At 42.6% G+C, this 23,831-nt stretch carries 20 protein-coding genes; 7 read left to right on the top strand and 13 right to left on the bottom strand.

Going from position 1 to position 23,831, the window contains the following annotated elements:
- Positions 1–46: 46 nt before the first annotated feature.
- Positions 47–931: a cation diffusion facilitator family transporter gene (locus VIB_RS14230; protein ID WP_004396902.1), complete on the bottom strand. Its 885-nt coding sequence runs from the start codon at positions 929–931 to the stop codon at positions 47–49.
- A gap of 352 nt (positions 932–1,283) precedes the next feature.
- Here VIB_RS14230 and VIB_RS14225 point away from each other — a divergent pair, with 352 nt between their 5' ends.
- Positions 1,284–1,934, top strand: a complete 651-nt coding sequence (locus tag VIB_RS14225) for an epoxyqueuosine reductase QueH (RefSeq protein WP_004396901.1) — start codon at positions 1,284–1,286, stop codon at positions 1,932–1,934.
- A 58-nt stretch (positions 1,935–1,992) separates the two neighbouring features.
- On the opposite strand, the gene VIB_RS14220 is transcribed toward VIB_RS14225, so the two are convergent.
- The 9 genes from VIB_RS14220 to kbaZ all read right to left on the bottom strand — a co-directional run bounded on the left by VIB_RS14220 (position 1,993) and on the right by kbaZ (position 13,553).
- Entirely contained in the window at positions 1,993–5,898 is a 3,906-nt protein-coding gene (locus VIB_RS14220) for a discoidin domain-containing protein (protein ID WP_004396900.1), read from the bottom strand.
- 323 nt (positions 5,899–6,221) lie between these two features.
- On the bottom strand, positions 6,222–7,076 hold the full coding sequence (locus VIB_RS14215; protein WP_004396899.1) for a tagatose bisphosphate family class II aldolase: 855 nt from the start codon (positions 7,074–7,076) through the stop codon (positions 6,222–6,224).
- 111 nt (positions 7,077–7,187) lie between these two features.
- Positions 7,188–8,330 (bottom strand): N-acetylglucosamine-6-phosphate deacetylase, encoded by a 1,143-nt coding sequence (gene nagA / locus VIB_RS14210; RefSeq protein WP_004396898.1) that lies wholly within the window; start codon positions 8,328–8,330, stop codon positions 7,188–7,190.
- 36 nt (positions 8,331–8,366) lie between these two features.
- Positions 8,367–8,801: a PTS galactosamine/N-acetylgalactosamine transporter subunit IIA gene (gene agaF / locus VIB_RS14205; protein WP_004396897.1), complete on the bottom strand. Its 435-nt coding sequence runs from the start codon at positions 8,799–8,801 to the stop codon at positions 8,367–8,369.
- A gap of 169 nt (positions 8,802–8,970) precedes the next feature.
- Positions 8,971–9,828: a PTS N-acetylgalactosamine transporter subunit IID gene (agaE, locus tag VIB_RS14200; RefSeq protein ID WP_004396896.1), complete on the bottom strand. Its 858-nt coding sequence runs from the start codon at positions 9,826–9,828 to the stop codon at positions 8,971–8,973.
- The gene (gene agaW / locus VIB_RS14195) at positions 9,818–10,597 is read right to left on the bottom strand and encodes a PTS N-acetylgalactosamine transporter subunit IIC (protein ID WP_040905236.1); all 780 of its coding nucleotides are present in this window, start codon (positions 10,595–10,597) and stop codon (positions 9,818–9,820) included. The genes agaE and agaW overlap by 11 nt, the downstream gene beginning before the upstream one ends.
- An 18-nt stretch (positions 10,598–10,615) precedes the next feature.
- Positions 10,616–11,089 (bottom strand): PTS N-acetylgalactosamine transporter subunit IIB, encoded by a 474-nt coding sequence (gene agaV / locus VIB_RS14190; RefSeq protein WP_004396894.1) that lies wholly within the window; start codon positions 11,087–11,089, stop codon positions 10,616–10,618.
- 13 nt (positions 11,090–11,102) lie between these two features.
- The gene (locus tag VIB_RS14185; RefSeq protein WP_004396893.1) at positions 11,103–12,260 is read right to left on the bottom strand and encodes an SIS domain-containing protein; all 1,158 of its coding nucleotides are present in this window, start codon (positions 12,258–12,260) and stop codon (positions 11,103–11,105) included.
- Positions 12,261–12,272: 12 nt separating this feature from the next.
- Positions 12,273–13,553 carry a tagatose-bisphosphate aldolase subunit KbaZ gene (gene kbaZ / locus VIB_RS14180; RefSeq protein ID WP_004396892.1) on the bottom strand — a complete coding sequence of 427 codons (1,281 nt, stop codon included), beginning with the start codon at positions 13,551–13,553 and terminating at the stop codon, positions 12,273–12,275.
- A gap of 244 nt (positions 13,554–13,797) precedes the next feature.
- Here kbaZ and agaR point away from each other — a divergent pair, with 244 nt between their 5' ends.
- From agaR to VIB_RS17100, 4 genes are all read left to right on the top strand, one after another.
- Positions 13,798–14,574, top strand: a complete 777-nt coding sequence (gene agaR, locus VIB_RS14175; RefSeq protein ID WP_004396891.1) for a transcriptional repressor AgaR — start codon at positions 13,798–13,800, stop codon at positions 14,572–14,574.
- Between the two features lie 420 nt (positions 14,575–14,994).
- The gene (locus VIB_RS17970) at positions 14,995–15,183 is read left to right on the top strand and encodes a hypothetical protein (RefSeq protein WP_040905233.1); all 189 of its coding nucleotides are present in this window, start codon (positions 14,995–14,997) and stop codon (positions 15,181–15,183) included.
- Positions 15,184–15,186: 3 nt separating this feature from the next.
- Positions 15,187–15,597 carry a Fic/DOC family protein gene (locus VIB_RS17965; protein WP_224215243.1) on the top strand — a complete coding sequence of 137 codons (411 nt, stop codon included), beginning with the start codon at positions 15,187–15,189 and terminating at the stop codon, positions 15,595–15,597.
- A gap of 363 nt (positions 15,598–15,960) precedes the next feature.
- Positions 15,961–17,421: a sensor domain-containing diguanylate cyclase gene (locus VIB_RS17100; protein ID WP_004396889.1), complete on the top strand. Its 1,461-nt coding sequence runs from the start codon at positions 15,961–15,963 to the stop codon at positions 17,419–17,421.
- Positions 17,422–17,434: 13 nt separating this feature from the next.
- Here the strand turns inward: VIB_RS17100 and VIB_RS14155 are convergent, their stop codons facing one another.
- Both VIB_RS14155 and VIB_RS14150 read right to left on the bottom strand, forming a co-directional pair.
- Positions 17,435–17,653, bottom strand: a complete 219-nt coding sequence (locus VIB_RS14155) for a DUF3820 family protein (protein WP_004396888.1) — start codon at positions 17,651–17,653, stop codon at positions 17,435–17,437.
- A 98-nt stretch (positions 17,654–17,751) separates the two neighbouring features.
- On the bottom strand, positions 17,752–19,011 hold the full coding sequence (locus VIB_RS14150) for an adenylosuccinate synthetase (protein WP_004396887.1): 1,260 nt from the start codon (positions 19,009–19,011) through the stop codon (positions 17,752–17,754).
- 133 nt (positions 19,012–19,144) lie between these two features.
- Here VIB_RS14150 and VIB_RS14145 point away from each other — a divergent pair, with 133 nt between their 5' ends.
- Together VIB_RS14145 and VIB_RS14140 are read left to right on the top strand one after the other, a co-directional pair.
- Entirely contained in the window at positions 19,145–20,068 is a 924-nt protein-coding gene (locus VIB_RS14145; RefSeq protein WP_004396886.1) for a LysR family transcriptional regulator, read from the top strand.
- A 117-nt stretch (positions 20,069–20,185) separates the two neighbouring features.
- The gene (locus VIB_RS14140; protein WP_004396885.1) at positions 20,186–22,438 is read left to right on the top strand and encodes a TonB-dependent receptor domain-containing protein; all 2,253 of its coding nucleotides are present in this window, start codon (positions 20,186–20,188) and stop codon (positions 22,436–22,438) included.
- A 139-nt stretch (positions 22,439–22,577) separates the two neighbouring features.
- On the opposite strand, the gene VIB_RS14135 is transcribed toward VIB_RS14140, so the two are convergent.
- Positions 22,578–23,744 carry a lytic polysaccharide monooxygenase gene (locus VIB_RS14135; protein ID WP_004396884.1) on the bottom strand — a complete coding sequence of 389 codons (1,167 nt, stop codon included), beginning with the start codon at positions 23,742–23,744 and terminating at the stop codon, positions 22,578–22,580.
- Between the last annotated feature and the right edge of the window lie 87 nt (positions 23,745–23,831).

Here is a 23,831-nt window from a genome sequence, read left to right as displayed (position 1 = left end):
GCAACCGTTAATTACAAATACCGACCGATTGACGACTCACAACACCTTACGTTGAATGGCGATAATCGGGCTCTACATGAATTAACACCTCAGCATTGGGCAGCACAGCCATGATCGCCGCTTCAATTCTATCGCATTGTTGGTGGGCAGCATCGACACACATCGATTTAGGTACAGTAAGATGAAAATCAATATGACGGTGACGGCCTGAATAACGAGTACGTAACTGATGAAAGCTCATCTCTGGCCCACAAACACTTTTAATGGTTTGACAAGTCAGCGCTAACTCTTGGTCCGAAATACTATGGTCTAATAAAGGGCGAAACGCTTCGCATAACAAGCTCACCCCTTCACGAGAAATAAATACCGCAACAAAGATGGCCACAATCGCATCGACAAAATACCAGTCATAACCTAAGTATCCGGCAACTAGCATCACCGATAGCCCCACCGCAACACCGAGTGAGGTTAATACATCCGCTTTTAAATGCAGAGCATCCGCTTGTAGCGCAATAGACTCTTCTTCTTTAGCCACCCGATAAAGGTATCTTGAAACCAATAAGTTAACCAGAGCAGAAATCAACATCACGACTACGCCTAGCCCTATTGCACTGACTGGCTGAGGATTAAACAGCTTACTGATCGCTTCATAGACAATCCATGCTGCAGCACCCAAAATCAATAACGCTTCTAATACGCCTGAAACGTTCTCAATTTTACTGTGTCCGTAAGGATGGTTATCGTCTGGTGGTAAATCGGAGGTACTAACGGCAAATAACGCAATTAATGCCGCAATAAGATCCATGGCAGAGTGTATGGCTTCTGAAATGATACTCACCGAGCCACTAAAAATCCCCACCGTCATTTTCATCACAATTAACGTGCTATTAGAACCCACCGACATGAGTGCTGCGCTGGTTTTACGATTCATTACAGAACTCCACAAAAACACTCTGCTCATCGATGCGAATCATAGCACAAGTTTTTTACACAATACGTCTATAATTTTTATAAAAAAAACAACCATAATCATGGTAAATGAATAAAATAAAAATCAATAAAAACAACACTATAATGTTAAATAAAAACAATTATCACTACTTGGATTCGTATTTGATTAAAAATTGAATATAAACATAAAGTATCGTTATGTTTAAACAGCAAAAATCAAAAAAGATCCAACTTTCATCTACTTTTTAGACTTATCATTAATCGCTAGAAAACTGGCTGCATATTGGTACAATACGTTAACATTATTTATTCACCCTCATGTCTTTACTCTTATGTCCACTTTACAAAGTATTATCTTAGAAACCCCCAACGTCTCGAACAACGTTTTACTGCACTCTTGCTGCGCCCCTTGCGCTGGTGATGTGATGGAGCGAATAGTTAACGCGGGAATCGAGCTTACGGTCTTTTTCTATAACCCGAATATCCATCCAGAAAAAGAGTATTTGATCCGTAAAGAAGAGAACATTCGTTTTGCTGAAAAACTGGGTATTCCGTTTATTGACGCTGACTACGACGCGCCAAACTGGTTTGAACGGGTCAAAGGCATGGAATGGGAACCTGAGCGCGGCATTCGCTGCACCGAGTGCTTTGACATGCGTTTTGAACGCACCGCTTTATATGCCCATGAAAATGGATTTGATACCTTCACCAGTTGCTTAGGGATCTCGCGTTGGAAAAATATGCAACAAATTAATGACTGTGGTCAACGCGCTGCAGCACGTTACCCAAACCTGGCTTACTGGACTTTTAACTGGCGCAAACAAGGTGGAGCAAGCCGCATGGTTGAACTGGCCAAGCGAGAACGTTTTTACCAACAAGAATACTGCGGCTGTATCTATTCACTGCGTGATACCAACCGCTGGCGGGTGGCTAATGATAGACCACGAATTCAAATTGGCGTGCAGTATTATACTGATGAGTAAAATAAAAGCGAAAATCCCCTACTTAGGCAAGTAGGGGTTAGGTTTAACATAAAAACTACTATTTCGGGTCACAAAAACTAAACTTGGAGCGATAGTAACGAACTAAACCAACAAGGAATAATTGCCATAAATAGAACAGCCCCATACTTCCCCCTGAACTTGATGATAACTCCGGTTCGATAGGGTTCTTGTTTTTCACTTTCTGAGCAAATACATCAAACTCAGCAGCCGAGACGAAGTCACCCACACCGGATAACGCCTCAAATTTCAGGTATTTCGCTTGATACGGTGAAAATTCTAATTTTTGCACGCCATCACGATGCTCAAAAGTTCCTACCGAAACTTCTATGAAGTTCTGACCATCTTCAGACAAAGAGAGACGATAATCACCGATTGCTCCGTTTCCTGCACCGGGTCGTGCAACATAACTAAACCCACTAACCATAAAGTCAGCACTCAAATCGATCACAAAATGTTGCGGCGCTTTTTCAGAATCGTGTTCAGGGAACCATGGTGAATGATAAATACTATTCAGATCACCATCGAAAGCTTTTTCGATTTCAGAACCAGATTGCGCTTTGGGTTTTTCAATAAAGCGAATCGCCGTCCGATCAAACTCATTAAAGGTTGCTGTTTCTGGGCCAGTTAATTTTAAATTAGCCCAGTTGACACAATCCCCCGTCACGTCGTTATCGATATCATCAGTACGCAATATAATGTGTTTGATGTTGTATAAATCCAAATCCGGTTTCACTACCGCTGGACCTTCTAGATCATATTCCCATACTTTTACACCGTCGGCATAAACGCTCGCTTTAACTTTGTTGCCTTCAATTTTACAACTGTCATCGATGCCGACATCCGCTGTTAAGCGCGTCCAAGTTCCATCAAGGCTAAAACTGACGTTTGCTGGTGCTTGCATTCCAATACCGGACTGAAAATTCAATCCATTCATCTGCATTTCACTACCCGTTACCGACGAACCCACTTTTACCTCTCCTTCGATCGTGAGATGATCTTCGGTTAATTCGATCGTTTTGGTTGGCGTGCGCTTTTTCGTTGCAATAATGTCAAACTCTCTCGCACTGACAAAGCCACCCGAAGCGGCAACCGCTTCAAAACGTAAATAACTCGCTTCAGTTTCTGAAAAATCCGCTATTTTTAACGCCTCTGTTTGTGGCCAAGTTCCTTCTGCAACGGGCTCTCCCCAGTTACCATTAGTCGTCGATAGATAAAGACGATATTGAGTAATAGTTCCGTTACCGGCCATTTCATCGGGTAAATAGGTAAAACCAGAAACGTTAAATGTGCCACCTAATTGAACAATAAAATCCATCGGAGTTTGTTCGGATGGTTCTGTCGGCTCCCATGGTGAATGGTATAAGCTTGCCACATCACCATCTAATGCATTCACAAAAGGTGTTCCAGGTTCAGCTGGCATTGGTTTAACAATTTTGAGCAAGCTTTTATCAAATTCCGTATGATAGTTGGGCTGTGGATATGGTAGCGTTTCTGGCCATATTGCCGCTTCATCAATATCAATCATGACTTGCTGCTGCTCATATACGGACTGTTTAGGAAGCTTAATATGTACTACACCATTTTTGTCAGATGAGTCAAAGAACCATCCTTCATCCGCTTGTGCAAAGTTATTTTGAGTCTGATGTTGATTCAACACGAGGTTATTATGCTTAACTAACTGCGGAGCAATCAATGAACTCACTTGAATGTGATAACTGCGCTGATTAATTTGCCCATCATAAGCATGATGTATAACAGCTGGCTCAATCGTGATAGTAATATTACCCGGAGTACCTATATGCGGAGCTTGTACATGGATCTGTGTTTCTGCGTAAGCATTCTGCTCTCGGTAGGCACGGGTTTCACCATCATCTTCATAAAGAGTAAAGTGGCTTTCACCGTGCGGAAAAACCTGCATGATCACATGTGATTGATCTTGTAGTGCATCAGAACGCGCCCCTTGATACATCGGGATAATCGCACCAGCTCGAACTAACACGGGGATTCGATCAATCGTAACGGGATAGTATTCCAACACTTTTCCCCCATCCGGCACAGAGGTACGAGTCCCGTCCCAAAAGTCTATCCATTCGCCTGTGGGCAAATAGAGTTGTTTATACCAACCATTGTTTTTTGCCATTGGCTCGTACACCGGAGCAACCAATAAAGACTCACCGTACATGTATTGATATTTAAACTCTTCACTTTTCAAACGCGCGTCATCAGGAAACTCCCAAGTCATGGCTCGAACGAGTGGCGATCCCGATTGATCGGCTTGATAAGCGTAATGATACATATAAGGCATAAGGGCAGACTTCAACATCAAATAATCCCGATTGATATCCCGATACAATTTGCCATTAAAATCACCATCATGCCACCAAGCATGCTTACGCTCCCCACGATCCCAACCTGACATAGAAATTAATACTGGTGTGAACGTTTTAAATTGGAGATCACGAGTAAAAGTTTCGGCACCCGAACCAAAAATACCATTAACATCTGAAGAGGCATAAGCTTGTCCCGATAATCCAGAACCGATAAATGTTGGAATATGCCAGCGTATATAATCCCAACTTGCCGCTTGATCGCCTGTCCAAGTCACACTGTAGCGCTGTGTTCCTGCCCATCCCATGACGGTCCAAATCATGCCTCGCGTTGTTGAGTTTTCCATCAATCCTATATGAGCATCATTATTCGCTGCCAATGAATAAAGTTTTCCTGGGCCTGTCCAAGCTACATCCAATTTATACACTTTTATGCCATCACTGACTTCTTGACGAATTTGATCCAGTGATTTTTGTGTCCACAACCCCGTTTGAATTCCTAGCTTATCTAGCTCACTCACCGTACCCGCCAGATCAGAATATCCACACCCATAACCATCATTCGGTAAAATCCAACCCACTGGCATGTCGTGATTTTTATAAGGTATTGCGACTTGATCCACCACATCTCTTGTATTTCCTGGCGAATCAGGCCAACCAGAAGGATAAGCACCATTTTTATTTTGATAGCAGTCAGCATCACCTAAATAATAAGCCCAACGAGCCATCAAATGTGGACGTCCAGTTAAGTTTGTATAGTGATCAACTATTTCGTGGAGCGTCTCCCCAACAAAATAATAGGCATCAAAACGGTTTTCATTATAAGAAGATACCGCTTGATCAATACTGCGGAAATCATGCGCACCATTTCGCCAAGTATGGCGTAACACGCCATATCCTTTATCTGAGAAGTAAAAAGGAGCAGGACTCGGGCGATCAAATTCTTCCCAGCCGCCAGAATACGACGCTTTGAGAATTTTACCATTAAATTCAAACTCTCCATTTTGCTGCCCTCCACCGTAGAAATGTTCATCCTTACTACTGGATAACGTTTGTACCGTTTTTAGATTGCTGTTATAAAATTTGAGTTCACTTTGGTCAAAACCATCCACCGAGGCACCTAGGTCTATCGGCTGCAATTCTCTCCATAGCGGTGTCATATTATCGGATTTATATAAAGCAAAAGTTAACGGTGCATGGTAAACACGTAGTGCAAGGGCGTCGGTTGTAATGAGATGATATTCACCTTGTTGTGAAACATTGATCGCGACATAACCTTGTTGATCATTAATAACAATGTTGGGCAGCGCTTCTGCATTAAAATCACTGTTATCACATTTAAAATTAGCACACTGATCGTTGACTGCATCCGTTTTAACATCTGTAAAAATGTCGTTATGGCTGGCTTGTAAACGAAACACGTGACTATTAATAAAATTAATTTTTACATGTTGATTATCAATGGTATGCAAAAAAACAGATTGCCCATTCTGCATGATGCTATCTAGATTAAGATTACTGAGTGGTGCGGCCAAAACATTAACCGACCACGATGTATATATCGCTGCTGTTAATAATATTGGCATCACTTTCAGACGAAAAGCCAAAGGCTTCATTTCATTTCATTTCATATTAAAACCTTATTTTTATGGATTAAACCTTTATATTACAGATAAAGAAAATAAAACGAATGATTTAAGTCACAAATAAAAATATAACGAAATAAAAAAGAAACCAATTTAAAAGTCTGAACCGATTTAAAGTTTTTATTGCAAAGGAAATATCATTTTCATTATTTAATTTCTATTCAAAATAAAAAACCACCTATAAAACAGGTGGTAAACATTGCGAACAATGAAACGCTTTATCCAGTCTTGGTAAACATAGGGGGGAGACCTGAACTAAAAACAAAGCAAAAAATAATTATTATAAAATCAAGTTAAATTCTATTTGCGCTGCCACAAACGTTAATTTTACTAATGACCACCTCTTTCATTGCCTGCATGCCTGGAACTAAATATTGTCGAGGATCATTCGCATCAGGATGGCTAGACAAATACCCTTTCATTGCATCTGAAAAAGCAATTTTCAATTCAGTCGCCACATTAACTTTACAAATACCTAATGCAATACAATGACGTACATCTTCATCAGAAATACCCGATGCGCCATGCAAAACAAGAGGAATATCAACACACTGACGAATCGCCGCTAATCTTTCAAAATCCAATTTAGGCTCTGATTTATATAAACCATGAGCCGTACCAATAGCAACTGCAAGAGAATCTATCCCCGTACGCAAAACAAACTCCTTCGCTGAGCTTGGATCGGTTAATTGTGCATTGGCTTCATCAACAATAAGATCGTCTTCCTGCCCCCCAAGCAGTCCCAGCTCTGCCTCAACAGAGACGCCATGACGATGACACATATCAACAACAGCTTTAACGGTTTTAATATTCTCATCAAAAGGGGAATGAGAGGCATCAATCATGGCCGAACGAATCCCAGCATGAATTTTTTCTTCTATATCAGTAATACTTTCATGGTGATCTAGATGTAATACCAGTGGTAATTTATGCTTTTTAGCGGCAGCTTTACAAATAGAAACCAAGTAATCAACACCGGCATGTTTATAAGTCCCCGGCGTCCCTGCCAAAATAACAGGGGAACGCATTTCAGCAGCGGTTTCAACAATCACTTGTATCGTTTCTAAATTATGAATATTAAATGCAGGGACCGCATAGTTGTTTCTCTGAGCGTCTTTTAGCATTTCATGTGAAGATATTAGATACATAAGGTCTCCTATGGCGTATAAAAACGCCACTCAAATAATATATTATTTATAGTTAATTAAGGATTATTTAAATGATCATCTAAATCATTAATATTTTTACTCTGTGATTTTTTATTTAAAGCACCATACTTTATTCCCATTTACCCAGGTTTCTTTTAATTCAAACGCTGGGTTAACAAATAAAAAATTGGCTTTTTTACCGATGGCGATTGAACCATATGTATGTTCGATACCTAGTAAACGAGCCGGGAATAAACTGGCTGATTCAATCGCGTATTTTAGTTCTACACCCACCATGGTTGATAAATTCTTCACCCCTTGGAATAATGCTAAAGTACTCCCCGCTAACCCCCCTTTTTGAGTTGTCACAATGCCACTTTGCATACGGACCAAATTACCGCCCAAGAAATACTCACCATCAGGTTGACCAGTCGCACACATAGCGTCACTGATCAGCACTAAACGTTCTGCGGCACAACTGACACAAATTTTCATTGCCGCTGGATGAACATGATGACCATCCGCAATCAACTCAATATAAGCTCGAGAGTCACTTAATCCAGCCCCCACAACACCAGGTTCCCGATGATGAAGACCACTCATCCCATTGTAGCAATGGACAACCCCATCTGCACCAGCCTCAAATGCCGACTGTGCTTGGGCGTAACTCGCATTGGTATGCGCCAACATCACGTTGACTCCTCGCCGCTTCAAATGACGAATGGCGTAGCATGCCTGATTTTTTTCTGGCGCTAACGCGACGGCTTTTAATGTATCTCGACTCACAGCGATCAGATGATCCAATTCCTGTGTGTCTAGCTCACGAAATAAACTCGAATCATGAGCACCTTTATGCCTCTCGGTAAAATAGGGACCCTCTAAGTAACTGCCTAAAATCGTCGCCCCAGGAACACCTTGCACCATGGCTTCAGCCACATTAATCAAAGCGCGTTCAATATGTGGTAGCTGATCGGTAACCGTGGTTGCGAGAAAAGCACCGACGCCTTGACTGGCTAAGTGTTGTGATAATTTCGTTAATGATTCGAGCGTACCGTCCATCACATCGACACCAGCGCCACCATGCACGTGTGAGTCTATCAATGCTGGTAACATCACATCCGCTTGCACCATGGTGGATACATCGTCTTCGGGTTGCTTAGGCCGAATTTGTGTAAAACACTCATCTTCGATAGTAATAATGTAATCTTGCTGCCATCCTTGTTCTGTAAGAATCTGTTTTACATAAATTTTCACTTTATTCACTCCTCGACATATCACAAAAGCATTTGGTTAAATGCCTTCACATGCCATTTCGGTCTGTGATTGTTTGGCTAACTCATCAAATAAACATGTCATTCCACGGTGGCCACATAACAAGGCCTGTTCTCTAAACTCGGTAATATTGAGTTCGTCACGCTCCAACATCATCTCCAAAATTAATTGCAGGTTAGCCCCAGTAATGACTTCTATATTACCGTGTTCTAAAGCAAGGGTTGACGCGATACGAAAGGGACTACCACCCAATAAGTCGGTGATAAATACCAGCCCATCTTGTGTACCAACGTTCTCCATTGCGGTTCGAAATTGTTCTTGCAGTTGTTGGGTCGTCGATTCCGGAGGGAAGTCAATCGCTACACATTGCTCTTGTGCCCCAATCACTTGGTGCATAGCCTTTTCCATGCCTGAAGCAAACGTGCCATGGCCAGAAATAATCACACTCAACATCTTCTTTTCCTCTTCTATTGGAGAGGGGGGATCCAGCTGACTAAAAGCATGAGCGAGGTCATGTATTATCCAACGCTCATAGCAATGCTAAGTAGATTGGCAGGAATATTTATCCCTTTGGGCATTCACGCCCCCCTCTGATTGTTCATCTTCTATCTCGGTTAAAATGTTATAAGAAACCGATAAAACGACCCGCAACCGCCATCACAACCGTGACCACAATCAGTTTAATTGGGCTCCAACCACGTTTAACCAGGGCATACATCAACAAGGTATACACTAATGGAAGGAATGCAGGCATCAGCTTATCAATTACATCCGCTTGCAACTTAACCACCGCATCACCAGCATTAATTTCTAGCGTAGTGGATAGGCGTACATACGTCGCGACCAGTGCACCAATCACCGTCATCCCAACAATGGAGGCCGCATGACCTACTTTTTTGGTATTGGCTTTAATCATCGGTATCGCTGCTACGCCCATTCGGTAAGCGTAATGTGCTAAACCAAATCGAAGGCCAAAATGAACCACGTTAAATAAACAGAAGAAAACGACCGCCCCAAGAATCGAGCCTTGTAATGCGAGATCGGCACCAATCCCGCCACAAATCGGCAGCAAAGTGAGCCAGAACATGGCATCGCCAATTCCTCCCATGGGAGCACCAACCGCGATCTTAGTACTTTGGATACTATTCACATTCTGTTTTGAACGCTCCATCGCCAAAATAATGCCCATTACAAACGTGACTAAGAATGGGTGTGTATTAAAAAAGCCCATATGCCCACGCATTGACTTGGATAGATCATTTTTGTTGGTATGAATTTTTTCTAGTGCCGGTAATAGCCCATATAACCATCCTGCGGCTTGCATACGCTCAAAGTTAAATGAGGCTTGTAATAGTAGTGAACGCCATGCCATTCGGTTAATGTCTGATTTGGTTAACTCAGTACCAATCGATTTATCACTATATTCATCTTGTGGGACGTCAGGTGCTTGGTTGACATCGATATTGTGATTAGATTCCATCTTCAAATTCCTCTTGTTTAGTCGCAACAACAGTGGTGTCTGTTCCTTTTTTCATAAAATCAATCAATGCCATCGCCAGTGCTGCAGCGGCAATCGCTAACACAGGAAGTTCAAGCCAAGCTGCCGCGACGAATCCAAGAATAAAATAAGGAATGTAGGCATTTTTCATCATGATTTTCATCAGGACCGCAAAACCAATAGCTGGCATGATGCCACCCGCAACCCCTAAACCATCGATCAAGGTTTTAGGTAGGGCTTCAACAGCAACCTTGGCGTGTTCTGCACCCAAATAGATTGGAAGAAAAGCCCATAAGAAATAAAACGTACCCAATACCAGTAGCGCAAAATAGTTGACGCGTTCAATGCCTTTAGTGTCGGCGTTATCTGCCATTTGGTCACATTTAGACATCATTGGTGCCATCACAGAGAATAAGAAAGTAATCCCCATTTGTACTGCAACCGCAAAGGGTACCGCGACCCCAACAGCGACATCAGCAGGCACGCCAGAACTGATGGCAAACGTCGTCCCAACAATAGTCCCAATAATAACATTGGGTGGCTGAGCACCCGCTAATGGGGCTAATCCCATCCAAACTAGCTCTAATGTTCCGCCCACTAATATCCCCGTAGGTAAATCACCCAAAATCAAGCCGACTAAAGGGCCTAATACCACGGGGCGATGAAAGTGAGTTAAACCGTTGAAGAGATCTAATCCAGCGAAAAATGCGAGTATTCCCAGCATCAACGCTTGCATGAATCCTATTTCCATCTTTCAGTTCCTTTATAATTAAAGTAATTCAAAAATATCCGTAGCAGATTCGGTAGGGACTCCCTGCACACGGCATTTCACGTTATGTTTTTTTAATTGTTGAAAGCTTTCAATATCTTGTGCATTCACGGAAACGGTTTTATGAATTTGTTTTTTTCCATCCACATAATGCATATTACCAATATTAATTTCTTGGATTGGAACTCCCCCTTCGACTATTTTTAAAAAATCAGACGGTGTTTTTGCCACCAACAAAATTTTCTGGCGCTCAGAGGCTTTGTGAATATTATCGATGACTTTTTGTATGCTCCAGAAACGGATCGCAATCCCTTCAGCGATCACCATTTCCATCAAACTTTGTTGGATGCTGTCCTCGGCAACTTCGTCATTAGCAACAACAATAATATTGGCGTCGACAAACCCAACCCATTGCACACCCACTTGACCGTGAACCAAACGCTCATCAATACGACTTAATACGATATTTGGCATTATCTATTCCTTTCTAACGATTAAATGGATAAATAGTGACACCTTGTACAACGCGATTTACTTCACCACTAGGACAAGGATTATCTGGACCAATTTCGAGATCAAACGAGCGAGTAAACGCATAAATCTGTGCAAATAGTAAGAATGGAAAAACCAGTGCCGCATCATCCGCACCCACAAAATCTGGAATTTGAAAATAATCGCCTTCCGCAATCATGGCATCGACTTCCGTTGTTAACGCCACCACTTTCAAGGCTTTATTTTCCGCTCGTAACTCTCTCAAGAGATCTCGGTCATACTGGCGGGTATAAGGATCATTCGAAATAAAAATAAAAATCAGACTAGCATCATCGACAACCGACTTAGGACCATGACGAAAACCAACAGGGGAATCGAACGTGACGGAGAGCTTACCCGCCGTTAACTCAAGCAACTTTAATGCAGCTTCTTGTGCGACCCCTTGTAGGCTACCACTCCCCAAATAAATCACTTTGTTTGCATGTAAACTAGCTAAGGAAATAATGCTTTCTAATTGAGAGTTAAGAATGGTACGACACGCCTGTTCTATCGAGTGAAATCGTTCACTATCAAATTGCTGAGGTAATAACGTGAATAGACAAGCGAGCATCATGCTCGTTAAGCTACTGGTCATCGCAAAGCCTAAGTCATTCGTTTCTGGTGGCATTAATAATGCTAGACTCCTTGAATCACCCATGGCTCGTAAATACAGATTGCCTTGCTCATTACACGTAATCACCAAGTGATAACAGTTATCAAGGACTTGGCTAGCAAGTTCAACTGCAGCAACGCTTTCTGGGCTATTACCAGATCGAGCAAAAGAAACGAGTAAGGTTGGACAATTTTCAGCGAAATACTCATCGGGATCGGCAACAATATCAGTCGTTGCTATCGCATCAATTCGACGCTTTAATTTTCCAGATAGATAAGGGGCAAGTGCTCGTCCAGCAAACGCAGAACTCCCAGCTCCCGTTAAAACAATGCGTCCATTGGGATAAGAAAAGAATGAGTTCATAAAATCATGAATAATGGCTTGCTGAGATATCAACTTTTGCAAAGTTCTTTGCCAGACATCTGGTTGCTGAGTAATTTCTTTAGCCGTGGCTAGTCCATTTTTAGTCGCTAGCTGTTGTTGAGAAATATTTAAATACATAAGGTTAACCTTCTATTTATCACGGCAAGCAGCAGCGTATAACGCAACCACTTCACCAATTTTATTAAGAATGATTGTCTTGGGCTCAGGAGTGAGCCTACCTTCACGGATGGCTTGAAACTGAAGGGGGAGATATTGGCTGATTAACGGCAGAGGAATAGGATGATCTTGTAAGTTTTGTAATAGCACAGCTAAGCCGTCATTGACCTTTTGATCAGGCCAATAGTAGCGAATACGATCAGAAAAACTAAAGCTGCGAGCTAAACGCTGGGTTTCGCTGTCTCCTTCGTAATACCCCTGCCAATACTTAGGTTCAGCATGCATCGCACCTTCAAGCACTTGCCGCAATCCAGAGCAATGCCTTGCTGGAATCAATTCTTCTTCAATACATGAGAGGGAAAATAGCGCTTCACGCAAAGCAAATGTTAAAGCTGGACCGACTTTTAAAATCGCAAAGTGATCGCGAACTAATGCTTTATAAGCCTGTGCGGTTTGATAATCCGTCGAATGAGCTTCAAACACCAAATGAGGATAACGTTCAACGACTTTACTCAGCGCCTGTGCTTTCTCTGGGCAATAATCAATAATACCTTGATGATCAAACTCAACACCCGGCTGCACAACAACACCTATAACACGTGACCAGATATCGCCTAAACCAAGGTCAGAGAATGCTGAATAATGCGTTTCTATTGTATCAATAGCGGCTTGCGGCTGAGTCACTTGTAAACAATCGAGTTCCTCTACTGCACCGCCAGGAACCGGAACCTCCGTTCCTATTACATAAACTAATGATGATTGGCCAAATAAATGACAGGCGGTTTTCTCTGCCACTAATGCTAAGCGAGCAGCACGCTTCGCAACAGTAAAATCAGTTAATGGCTTTTCATCACCGAAGCAACTCATGCTGCAATCTAGATGAATTTTTTGAAATCCCGCAGCGACATACGCTGCAATCTGCTCTTCTGCATAGTTCATTGCCGTTTCCGCATCTAGATGCTGCCAACGGTTTGGCCCTAAATGATCACCACCGAGTATGATACGTTCTATAGGAAACTCAGCTTTGGTGGCTAATTGTTTAACCATTATTTTGAAATCTTTTGGCGTCATGCCTGTATAACCACCAAATTGATCTACTTGATTTGATGTTGCCTCTATCAATAATTCGCTATTGTCACTCTTGGCATACTGAATTGCAGCTTCAATAACCAGTGGGTGAGCTGAACAGATAGAATAAATACCAACAGATTTTCCAGATTTGTGCTTTTTAATGATTTCCACAAGAGGGTTCATTTTCCTTACCTTTCCTTTTCATTTTATGATTTAAACATAAATCAAAACGTAACGAATAAAAACAAAAGAAAACAGCAATTGATAAGTGACTCACAAAAACAAAAAGAAGGAAAACGAAAGAAATGAAGTGTTGAGAGGCAACTGAAGACAAAAGAAACAAAACGAAATATGATAGTCCTTTTGATTCCTACTCATAACAACAATATTGATAAGTCGTAATTATCAGAAAATAGGGTAACTAAAAGTGAAGAATACTAGCGAAAGACGTGAACACACGATTGCACTCCTGAAGAAAAACGGAAGTGTTCAGGTTACTGATCTTTCGAAAAAATTTGGGGTTTCAACGGTCACGATTAGAAATGATCTAGCCGCTTTAGAAAAACAAGGTATCGCAACACGTGCTTATGGAGGAGCATATCTTCAAGATGGTGATATTCGTCTTCATGAGCACTCGGTTGAAGATAAAAATCAACTCAATAAAGTCTTAAAACAAAAAATTGCAGCAGCGGCAGTAACGTTAATTGAGAAGGGGGATACTTTAATACTCGATTCAGGTACGACAACTTACTATATTGCAGAAGCATTAAGAAATGCCCATGATCTAGTAGTGATGACGAATGGATTAAATATCGCCAACGCCCTTTTTTCTGCAGAAGGGGTTGAAGTCATGCTAACGGGAGGAAAACTTCGCAGAAAATCGATGTCCTTCTATGGAATAGAAGCCGATAATATTCTAGAACACTATCACTTTAATAAATTATTTCTTGGCGTTGATGGATTTAATTTAGAAAAAGGCATTACTACCTACAATGAGAATGAAGCAAGACTTAACCGTAGAATGTGCAATATTGCCGATGAAGTGATTGTTGTAACCGATTCATCTAAATTTGGCAAAGTGAGTCTACATAAAATTCTTGAAACCGCCCGAGTTGATAAAATAGTGACTGACGAAGGTATTCCTAAAGAATATCTACAGGGGCTTGAGCAACTTGGCATTACTGTCATTGTAGTGAAGCAATAGCCTTTACTATGAAGGTCTAGGGCAAAAAACTCAAAATTAGCACCAGCTCTTCTAGTGATCGAATACTATCGCTACATCAGAAAAATGACTACCTATAACAATACTGTGTTAGGTCGCTATTCACATCAATGAATTCGACCATCAGAGGAGATCAAAGCATAGCAACGGTGCGTAGTTTCAAATCTGAGAGATATAAAATTTTTTGAATTTGATCCTGATTAGCCACACCATTACACTGACAACGTGACATCATAAGGTTGAGAGAATATATGCAGAATAGTCATGCCAAAATTGATATTCCAGAGCGCTCTGTGGAACGAAAATTTGTGCCCAAGCTGAGTAATTTCAAAGTTAGCGCATCCTATGAGGGGCTAATCGCTAGTGGTAAACCCTCAACTCTAGAAGCCCTAAAGCGCCAATATGCGAGATAAGTACGGCGTCAGTCGGGATCATTATTGCTATCCCGACTCGGAGACACTCGAAAATCAACTGAATATTCAAGGCAGTGATGAACTGCATGAGGCGGAAACCGCCTTTTCTGAATACCGATATATCCACTACGTCAGCCACCTTTCTACTTTAGAGCAATTCGACGTTGAGCACTTTTGAACCCTGCATTGGGTACTTTTTCAAGATGTCTACTCATGGGCTGGAAACTATCGCGATGTTGATATTAGCAAGGGCACGACGCGCTTTTGTAATTGTCTCTATATTGAAAGAGAGCTAAACCGCCAGCTGGCACGAATTCCTCAGCTACGTAACTGTGTCGATAGAGCTGCGTTTGTGCGCCTGATTGCTGATATTTTCTGTGAAATTAATATCGTTCATCCCTTTCGCGAAGGTAATGGCAGAGCAACGCGATTTTTCTTTGAAGAGTTAGTCTTTGTGGCAGGGTATGAACTGGATTGGCCTGAAGTATCCAAAGACCACTGGATTGAAGCCAATATTCAAGGCTATCACGGCAATTTATCGCTTCTCGAAGAACTATTTGATAGAGCGATCAGCCAAACCAAGCTCTTATAAATTGCTTTATTCTCCACCTTCATGATTCACGCAAGGTCAAGTCCTACTCATCATCCAAATACACCAATCAAACATACTTAGTGTCAACTCATGCTGAATTGAATGTAATTTGTCGTCACCACCAGCACGGCAACAACAAATTACACAACGTGTACTTAGCGAGATTCTAGTGGATAAGAACGATAGCTCCACATACCATAAGTTCTTAAAGCATCACGATTGTAATAGATTCCATCTCTTGATCCATTCTTAAAAACGAGTTTATCTTGAACCGCCCTACAAGTTGCTTTTATCAAAATAGGATATTTAGATTTTCTATACTAGGATGAAAATCATCAATGATATTTGTCTGGACTCTACGTAATGAAAGATCGCCTATTTCATTCGCTAAGCTTGGTGGTGTTTCTAGCATTCCTAGTACTCACGAGTTTTTATGCTTGGCAAGATAGTCGTAGAGTTAAACACTTTATCCAACACTATGAATTACCTTCCATAGGTATGGCATTAGCGGCAAGCGTCGATAGAACAGCTGGCGAATATCATCGAATTAGTGGTGAACTACAGCATAATAATTTTATACGTGACTGGATTCTAGCTGGCGAACAAGATATTGATATATTACGTACTTTCTTACGTGACATTAGTCTACGATTTCGTTTAGCGGATGCTAGCATAGTCAGTGATCGTTCCGAGACTTACTATTCAGATGATCAGCGAATCATAAAACTTGATCCCAATAATGTATCACGAGATGGATGGTATTATCTTTATCGTGAAACCTTACGAGATATCAATATAGATACATGGTATTACGCTGAAGAAGATAAGTTGCACATATGGGTTAATGCTCCTCTTTTTGATCATAATGGCGAATTTCTAGGTCTTACTGGCGTGGGAGTCGATACCGAAGATTTTAGTAATCTGCTGATGACTTATGGCCGCCTTAAAGGTTTTGACGTTTATCTAGCACGATTAGATGGTCAACTGGTTTATGCAAGAAACCGACAGTTATTAGCGGACCAGCTTAACTTAAGCGATCTGTGGGATATAGAGTTCAACTTTCTTGATAAAAACAGAGACGGCATAGCATTAAATTTTGCTAATAGAGATGATTCAGAGGTATTACTCTGGATACGCTTTATGGATACTTGGAATACTTGGTTAGTGGTAGAAAAATCTGCCGAATCCATTCAGTCTCGCATCAATGAAAGTTTAAAAAGTAGTGCACTTCTGGGTGGCTCTCTTAGCCTATTACTATTTTTAGTGATTTTTGCTTCTATTATGCTTGCACGGCACAAAGTAGATGAGAAGACACTCCATCTTGAATATCAAGCAGGTACTGATTGCCTAACGGGGCTGTTTAATCGCGCATACCTATCAGGGCTTATTCAGTTAGAATTAACTCGATTACGTAAGGTAGAAGGTGTCTCTGCAATCTTACTGATTGATATCGATTATTTTAAAAGAATTAACGATACATACGGACACCCAATCGGTGATCAAGTACTTTGTTGCGTTGCTCATAGCTTAAATCAAAATATTCGAGAAGGTGATGCGGTCGCGCGGTTTGGTGGTGAGGAGTTTATGGTACTGCTGCCGAATATTTCATTACAAGATGCCGTAGAACATGCAGAAAATCTGCGTTTAGCGGTTAGTGAACTGACCTTTCCATGCCTTCCACAAGAGGTGAGTATTACGGTAAGCATCGGGATTTCATTGTTAGATATAACTAAAGATAATCCAATAGAGACGGCTTATTTTGATGCGGATAGAGCATTGTATCGTGCAAAATCTTCGGGGCGCAATCGTGTAGTGTGCTCATGAACAGTTCGAGTGTTTAGTGTTTATGCTTAAGTGGCTTAACGACACTATCCAAACCTTCGATTTTTAATGCCAGACACAGCTGAAGCAGTTGGCCTAACTCGCCTTCGGGAAAACCTTTGTTGGCGAACCACAGTAGGTACTCTTCAGGTAGATCAATCAAGACCCTACCAGCATATTTGCCAAAAGGCATGGGCATTCTGGCGAGTTTGAGTAGGTTTTCTTTTTCTAACATGATGTCACTTAGGCTCGGTGGGTAATGAGAGGTACAGCATACAAAAAGTCTCCCGAGCAGAGCAAGTGCTGGGAGACTGATAGCTTTATTAGTGGTCTTTAACCACGTAAGATCATTTGCTCACGTTCAGGCCCCACCGAAATCATCGATACCGGCACTTGCAGTAGCTCTTCAATCCGTAGTACGTACTTTTGAGCCGCAAGCGGCAGGCTTTCAAAAGTGCGACAACCGGTAATGTCTTCTTGCCAGCTTTCCATTTGCTCATAAATAGGCGCAAGGGCTGCCGTTTGTGGCCAAATCGGGTTTTCGCTGTGATGACCTTGATAGCCGACACAAATTTTCAGATCAGATAAGCCCGTTAAGCAGTCAATTTTGGTCAAAGCGACTTCGGTGGCCGCTTGTAGCTCAACCCCATTACGGGTTGCTACGGCATCAAAATAGCCCATATCACGTGGACGACCAGTAGTCGCGCCAAACTCGTTGGCTTTTTCACGAAACGCATCTTGCTCTTCCATCGCGGTGATCAAGGTGCCAGTGCCAACCGATGAGCTAAAGGCTTTCGCCACGGCAATAACTCGCTCTGGACGCAATGCGGGTAAACCACCGCCCAAACCTGCGTAAGCGGAAGTTACATGAGAGGATGTTGTCCAAGGATATTCTCCGTACACCAAATCACGGCCAGCACCCAACTGGGCTTCAAACAACAAGTTTCCGCCCTGAGCTTGAATCGCTTTTAGCGGTACGGTGACATTACAAACGGATGCTAACCATGGCTGAGCAACCTCTAGTAGCCATGCTGCCATTTCCGCCGCGCTTTGAGTAAACTCAAAACTTGGGTAAAGGGCTTTGAGTTGAGGCAATTTCCAATCTAACCAAAATTGAATGCGCTCTTGTAATACTTCAGGTTGCTTTAACCAACCGACTAAGATGCCTTTTTTCATCACTCGGTCACCATAAGCCGGAGCAATGCCTTGACGAGTAGAGCCGTAGGCGCGATCGCCTAAACGTGCTTCTTCTAAACTGTCTTCTAAAGCATGGAGAGGCAAACACAAAGTCGCACGATCGGAAATCGCCATGCGTAGCGATACGCCTGATTGCTCAACTTCCGCCATCTCTTTTGACAATAACTCAGGACTTATCACCATACCAGGGCCAAGTACCGCCAAACAATCTGGATTAAACACGCCACTCGGCAATTGGTGTAATTTAAACGTTCCGAATTCATTAACTACGGTGTGACCGGCGTTATTTCCGCCTTGAAAACGAACACTGGCTGAAGCTTGATCGGCAAGATAATCAACAATCCGACCTTTACCTTCATCACCCCAGTTAGCACCAACAACAACAATCGACGACATGAGTTACTCTCCTTAAAAGCAAGTGCCACCATCCTATGCCTAAGATTGAAATATGAAAAATTAATTATTATTATAACTCTGATAAGAATTCCATATCACCTTTACTGAATGCTTTCTCGTTTAAGGATCCATCATGCTTGATATTCACTGGCTCAATACCTTTGTCACTTTAGCGAAATATCAACATTTTGGTAAAACCGCAGCGGCATTACACATGACACAGCCCAACGTTAGCTTGCATTTAAAACAGTTAGAGCAAGCAACGCGAGTCAAATTGATTGAACGTAACCCTTTTCAACTGACTCAAGCGGGTGAGCGATTATTGCAAAGTGCAGAGAAAACCTTACTTGAATTACAAGTCTGCCAAGCCGATCTCAATGCCATTAACCATCTTCATCAGGGCACCTTAACCATTGCAGCCAGCGATATCATCTCTCGCTTACTCTTGATTGGCCCTTTTCAGCTCTTTCGTAAAACCTATCCGGGGATCGACCTGTCATTATTTAATACCACCTCTTCACAAGCGGCAGAGCTGGTGAAAACGGCCAAAGCCGATTTGGGATTTGTGATCGCGCAGAAAGAAGAAGCACCACTCAGTTTTACCGAGCTACGTGAGGTGCAGTGGTGCGCAATCGGCAATGGACTCGCGCAGTGGCAGGCGCAGGCCGCGAATCAAAGCCTAGCGGTTAGCGATCATTCACAAGCTCCTCTCACCGTAGATGAACCGACGCTTATTCTGCTGGGTCATGATACTCGTACTCGAGATTTAATCGATCTCAGTTTGCCGAAACTGAACCTGCCTAACTATCGCATTATGGAAGTCGGTAGTGTGGATGCACAAATTGACTGGGCAGAAGCGGGGTTCGGAGTCGCGATTGTCCCTACGTTTTCAGTCAATCCGCAAAGGACATTACACACAACGCTTACCCCACTGCCCGACTTTTCTTCCACCAGTTTGGGTTATATCGTGCGCCAAAACCAATTGCTCTCAAGAGCTATCAAACAGTTGCTGGTGTGGGTCGATGAAGAAATCCAAAAATCGCAATCGTTGACTTAATGGTAAAATACCAGCATCAAAATGTGATTCAAGTCACAAATTATTTCAGCAAAACGTATTGATAATAATTATCAATTACATCAGTATCCTTGCTCTCATTTTGACAAGGATCAAATTATGCAGTTGAAACCTTTGTTGGCTCTTATTCCTCTTCTGTTGACCAGTGCAACTCAAGCAGAAACCGCCGCTCCATCAGAAACCGATGAAACCATCACCGTACAGGGGCAACCCATTCCTACTCATCAACGATTACGCAGTGATTTAGACAAAATGCGTGGTATCGCCAATGCGGATATCTTTTCTGGGATCACCAGCATACAAAGTAATAATATGCATAATGAAGCTGGCGCATTGGATATTGGCATTCGCGGCTTGCAAGGCGAAGGTCGAGTACCGATTTTTATTGATGGCAGCTTGCAATCTACTCACACCTCTCGTGGTTACCAAGGCGTCAGTGACCGAACTTATATTGATACTGACTTACTCAGCACCTTGACGGTTCATCAAGGTGCGACCATGGATAGTTCACCTTACGCTAGCGGCGCTGTTGGCGGCGTGGTTAACGCCACCACGCTAACCATTAACGATGTAATTAAAGATGACAGCTCTTTTGGTGTGATATTTAAAGCTCGGGCCAATAACCATAATCGTACCCCAGAAGTCAGTGGCGATTACCGTCAACAAGGCCGCTATTTATTAGCGAACCGTGACTCTGAATACAAATTTGAACACGGCTCAGCCATGATTGGCCTTGGTTATCAACATGAGTTATTTAGTACCGTACTCGCCTATAGTAAACGCTCAAAAGGCAACCATTTTTCCGGTAAAAATGGCTATGACGATTATCAAGACCCGGTGGTTGGCCCAGGACAAGAAGTGGTTAACACCAGCTTTGAAAGTGATTCGTGGCTCTTAAAATTAGCCACCAACAATCGTACCGCGCATAATGCCGATCTCACCTATCGTTACCACGAACAAAAAGCCGGTGAGGTTTTGGCCGCTTATTGGTACAAATTTAATTATGACCAAGAAGGCAACCCACTACCCAATGGTCAAGAGATGATGCCTCAGTGGGGATTAGGCACAGCGAAAGTCAATACTTATGCCGCCAATTACTACTATCAGCCTGATCATCCTTGGCTAAATCTACACGCCAATGTGTGGTACACCGATGCGAAGCTCGCTCAATATAACGGGCTTTGGGCCGTCGGCACTAATGCCGAGCAGTATTTCCATGGCTACAGCAACGATCGTTCCGGCTTTAGCGTCAGTAATGAGAGCTTATTGACCGACTGGCCGGTGCGTTTAACTTATGGTTTTGCGCAGCAGCAAGAGCGCTTATCGCCTGAAGAAGATGGACAAACGCGTTTTACCCAAACCGTGACTTCACGTGATGGTAAGCGTCGTACACAAAATATTTTTGCTAATGCCGATATAAATTACGCACCGCTGAAAATAAAACTGGGGCTAAATGTCCACAATGCCAAGTCCACTGACCACCAAACCAAGCAACATCTCGATTACAAAGAAAAAGTGGATTTACTGAGTGAACTGACTTACCAACTCACCCCAAGTACCCAGCTATTTTTGAAATCCTCACGTACTTATCGAATGCCGAGCTTATATGAAACGACACTATCGAATGAGGTATTCAGCTACAATCCTTTCAACCCTCTCAAACCTGAGCAATCGTTCAATAACGAGGTAGGCGTGCAATGGCATAGCACGGATACAATCGCGAGTGGAGATAATCTTCATCTATCAGCGTCTTATTTTAGAAACAGCATTAAAAATTATATTTCTGGTGGGGTATTGCCCAAAACGCCGGGAATGCCTGAATGGCGTTCCAACTTTACCTTTACCAATTACGATAAAATGCAGCTCTCTGGTTGGGAGCTGAGCGCCAAATATCACTATGCTTGGTTATACGCTCACCTTGCCGCTACCTTATACAGTGAAACCAAAATTTGCTCTACAGACCAAGCGGCATATGCAGAAAGCGAGCGCTGTAATTCTATGGGCTTTGCTTGGGGATTAACCCCAACGCGTATTCCCCCCAAAGAAAACATACACCTCAATCTTGGCACGCAATTTTTTAATAATACACTTGATACTGGTATCAAGGTCTCTTATCACTCCGGTAAGTCGAATCCAAGCAATTGGTTAGCGGGCACGGGTGCCAGTGCGATTATCGATATCCCAGCGGATTATAAAATTGATCTCTACTCTCAATATGCCTTAAACCCTAACACACAGCTGTTTTTGGCCATTAATAACCTCACTGACCGTTATCAAGTCCAGCCCGGAGCGGTGATCAGCATGCCCGATCCAGGCAGAACCATTACCCTTGGTGTGGAAGTACACTATTAATCGAGATATCAAATCAAGTGAAGGAGTTACCGCTCCTTAACTTGGCTGTATTTTTATGATTTTTCTACTTGAAGTAGGCAGCGATATTGCTGCCTACTTCAAACAATTAGCAGGAGTCACACTAAGAAGTTAACTCATCTTAGCGCCAAACACCCCACTCTCCGGTGGTTCCCGGCTCTTCTCCTTTCGTCCACCACTGCGCGGTCCATTCACGCCCTTGGTGAACAACAATGTCACCAGCGGTGTATGTTTTGCTCTCTTGCCAAGCGTTATCAGAGTTCACTGGTGGCGGTGTTTGTTTTTGTAATGATAATTGATAGCTAAACTGACCATGCGGCGCAAACACTTGGTTAGTATGGATATTTCGGCTATCAAACATATAGTGGTTCATTTCTTGATGCCAAATACCGATATACCAATCTCCCGCCTGCTGCTGATTAAACTGACCCGCCAGTTCAACAGGCCAAGTGTGTCTGTTATTGGCAGAAATCTCGAGATGAATATCCGTCAGCTCTTGCCCTTGCTGGTTAAAGGTCCGAAATCGGACACTATCGCCGCTTTCTACTGGTCCAAAACCCGTTGGCACAAAATAACCTAATGCCGTTAAATCTGTCGGTTGCTCGGATTCACTCGGCTCAGTAGGCGGCGTTGGGGCCTCTCCGCCCACAAAGGTGATATCACTGCAGTTATAAAACCCTTCGCCCGCCGGATCAATTCGCTGCCAGCGGGTATACAAAATCGCATCACCACTGCGTCCCTCAGGGAAATTGACCGTAAATCGGTATTTTCTATCAGCCCCTACTGCGACATTCCCCGCCTCATCAATTAACTCTAAATCGTCCCATGTCAAAGGTAGACTTGGATCGTACTCTGGTTTCGTTAAGTAAAACTCCCAATAAGAAGGATTATGTGGCACTGCAGCATGAAAAACTAAGTCCAATTGATGATGTTCATTTAGCTGAATCGGTGTTTTCTGCCAATGAGGAGAGACAATATTTAACCCAGCTTTAGCTGCGTGACCGGCAGAACAAAGCTGACCATCCGGTATCACTGCTTTCACCTGCTCGAGATCTCGATAACGAGCCACATTCGCAGCCACTTCATTACGCTGCACAAAAGGATAAGCTCCCGATTGATCATAAACCGCTTGGCAAGCCGCATTAGGTATAGCGTTACTCCAAAACCCACCATCTAAATAGCACGTATTTTGCCGCGCACTGGGAAACTCAACCCAGCCATGTGCAAAAGCTAATGAGGGAATAGATAAACTGATACACAAAGTACTCAGGACTAATCGATGTTTCATTGTTCGGTTCCTTCCACTGACGATGTTAGTAATGACCCATGAACTAGGGCGATGTTTTACGATGATCAACCAACTCAACCATCACCA

This window comes from Vibrio metschnikovii CIP 69.14 (genome assembly GCF_000176155.1).
Lineage (GTDB): Bacteria > Pseudomonadota > Gammaproteobacteria > Enterobacterales > Vibrionaceae > Vibrio > Vibrio metschnikovii.
The sequence above is the reverse complement of the archived record's forward strand: the minus strand, read 5'-3'. Positions and strand labels throughout refer to the sequence as shown.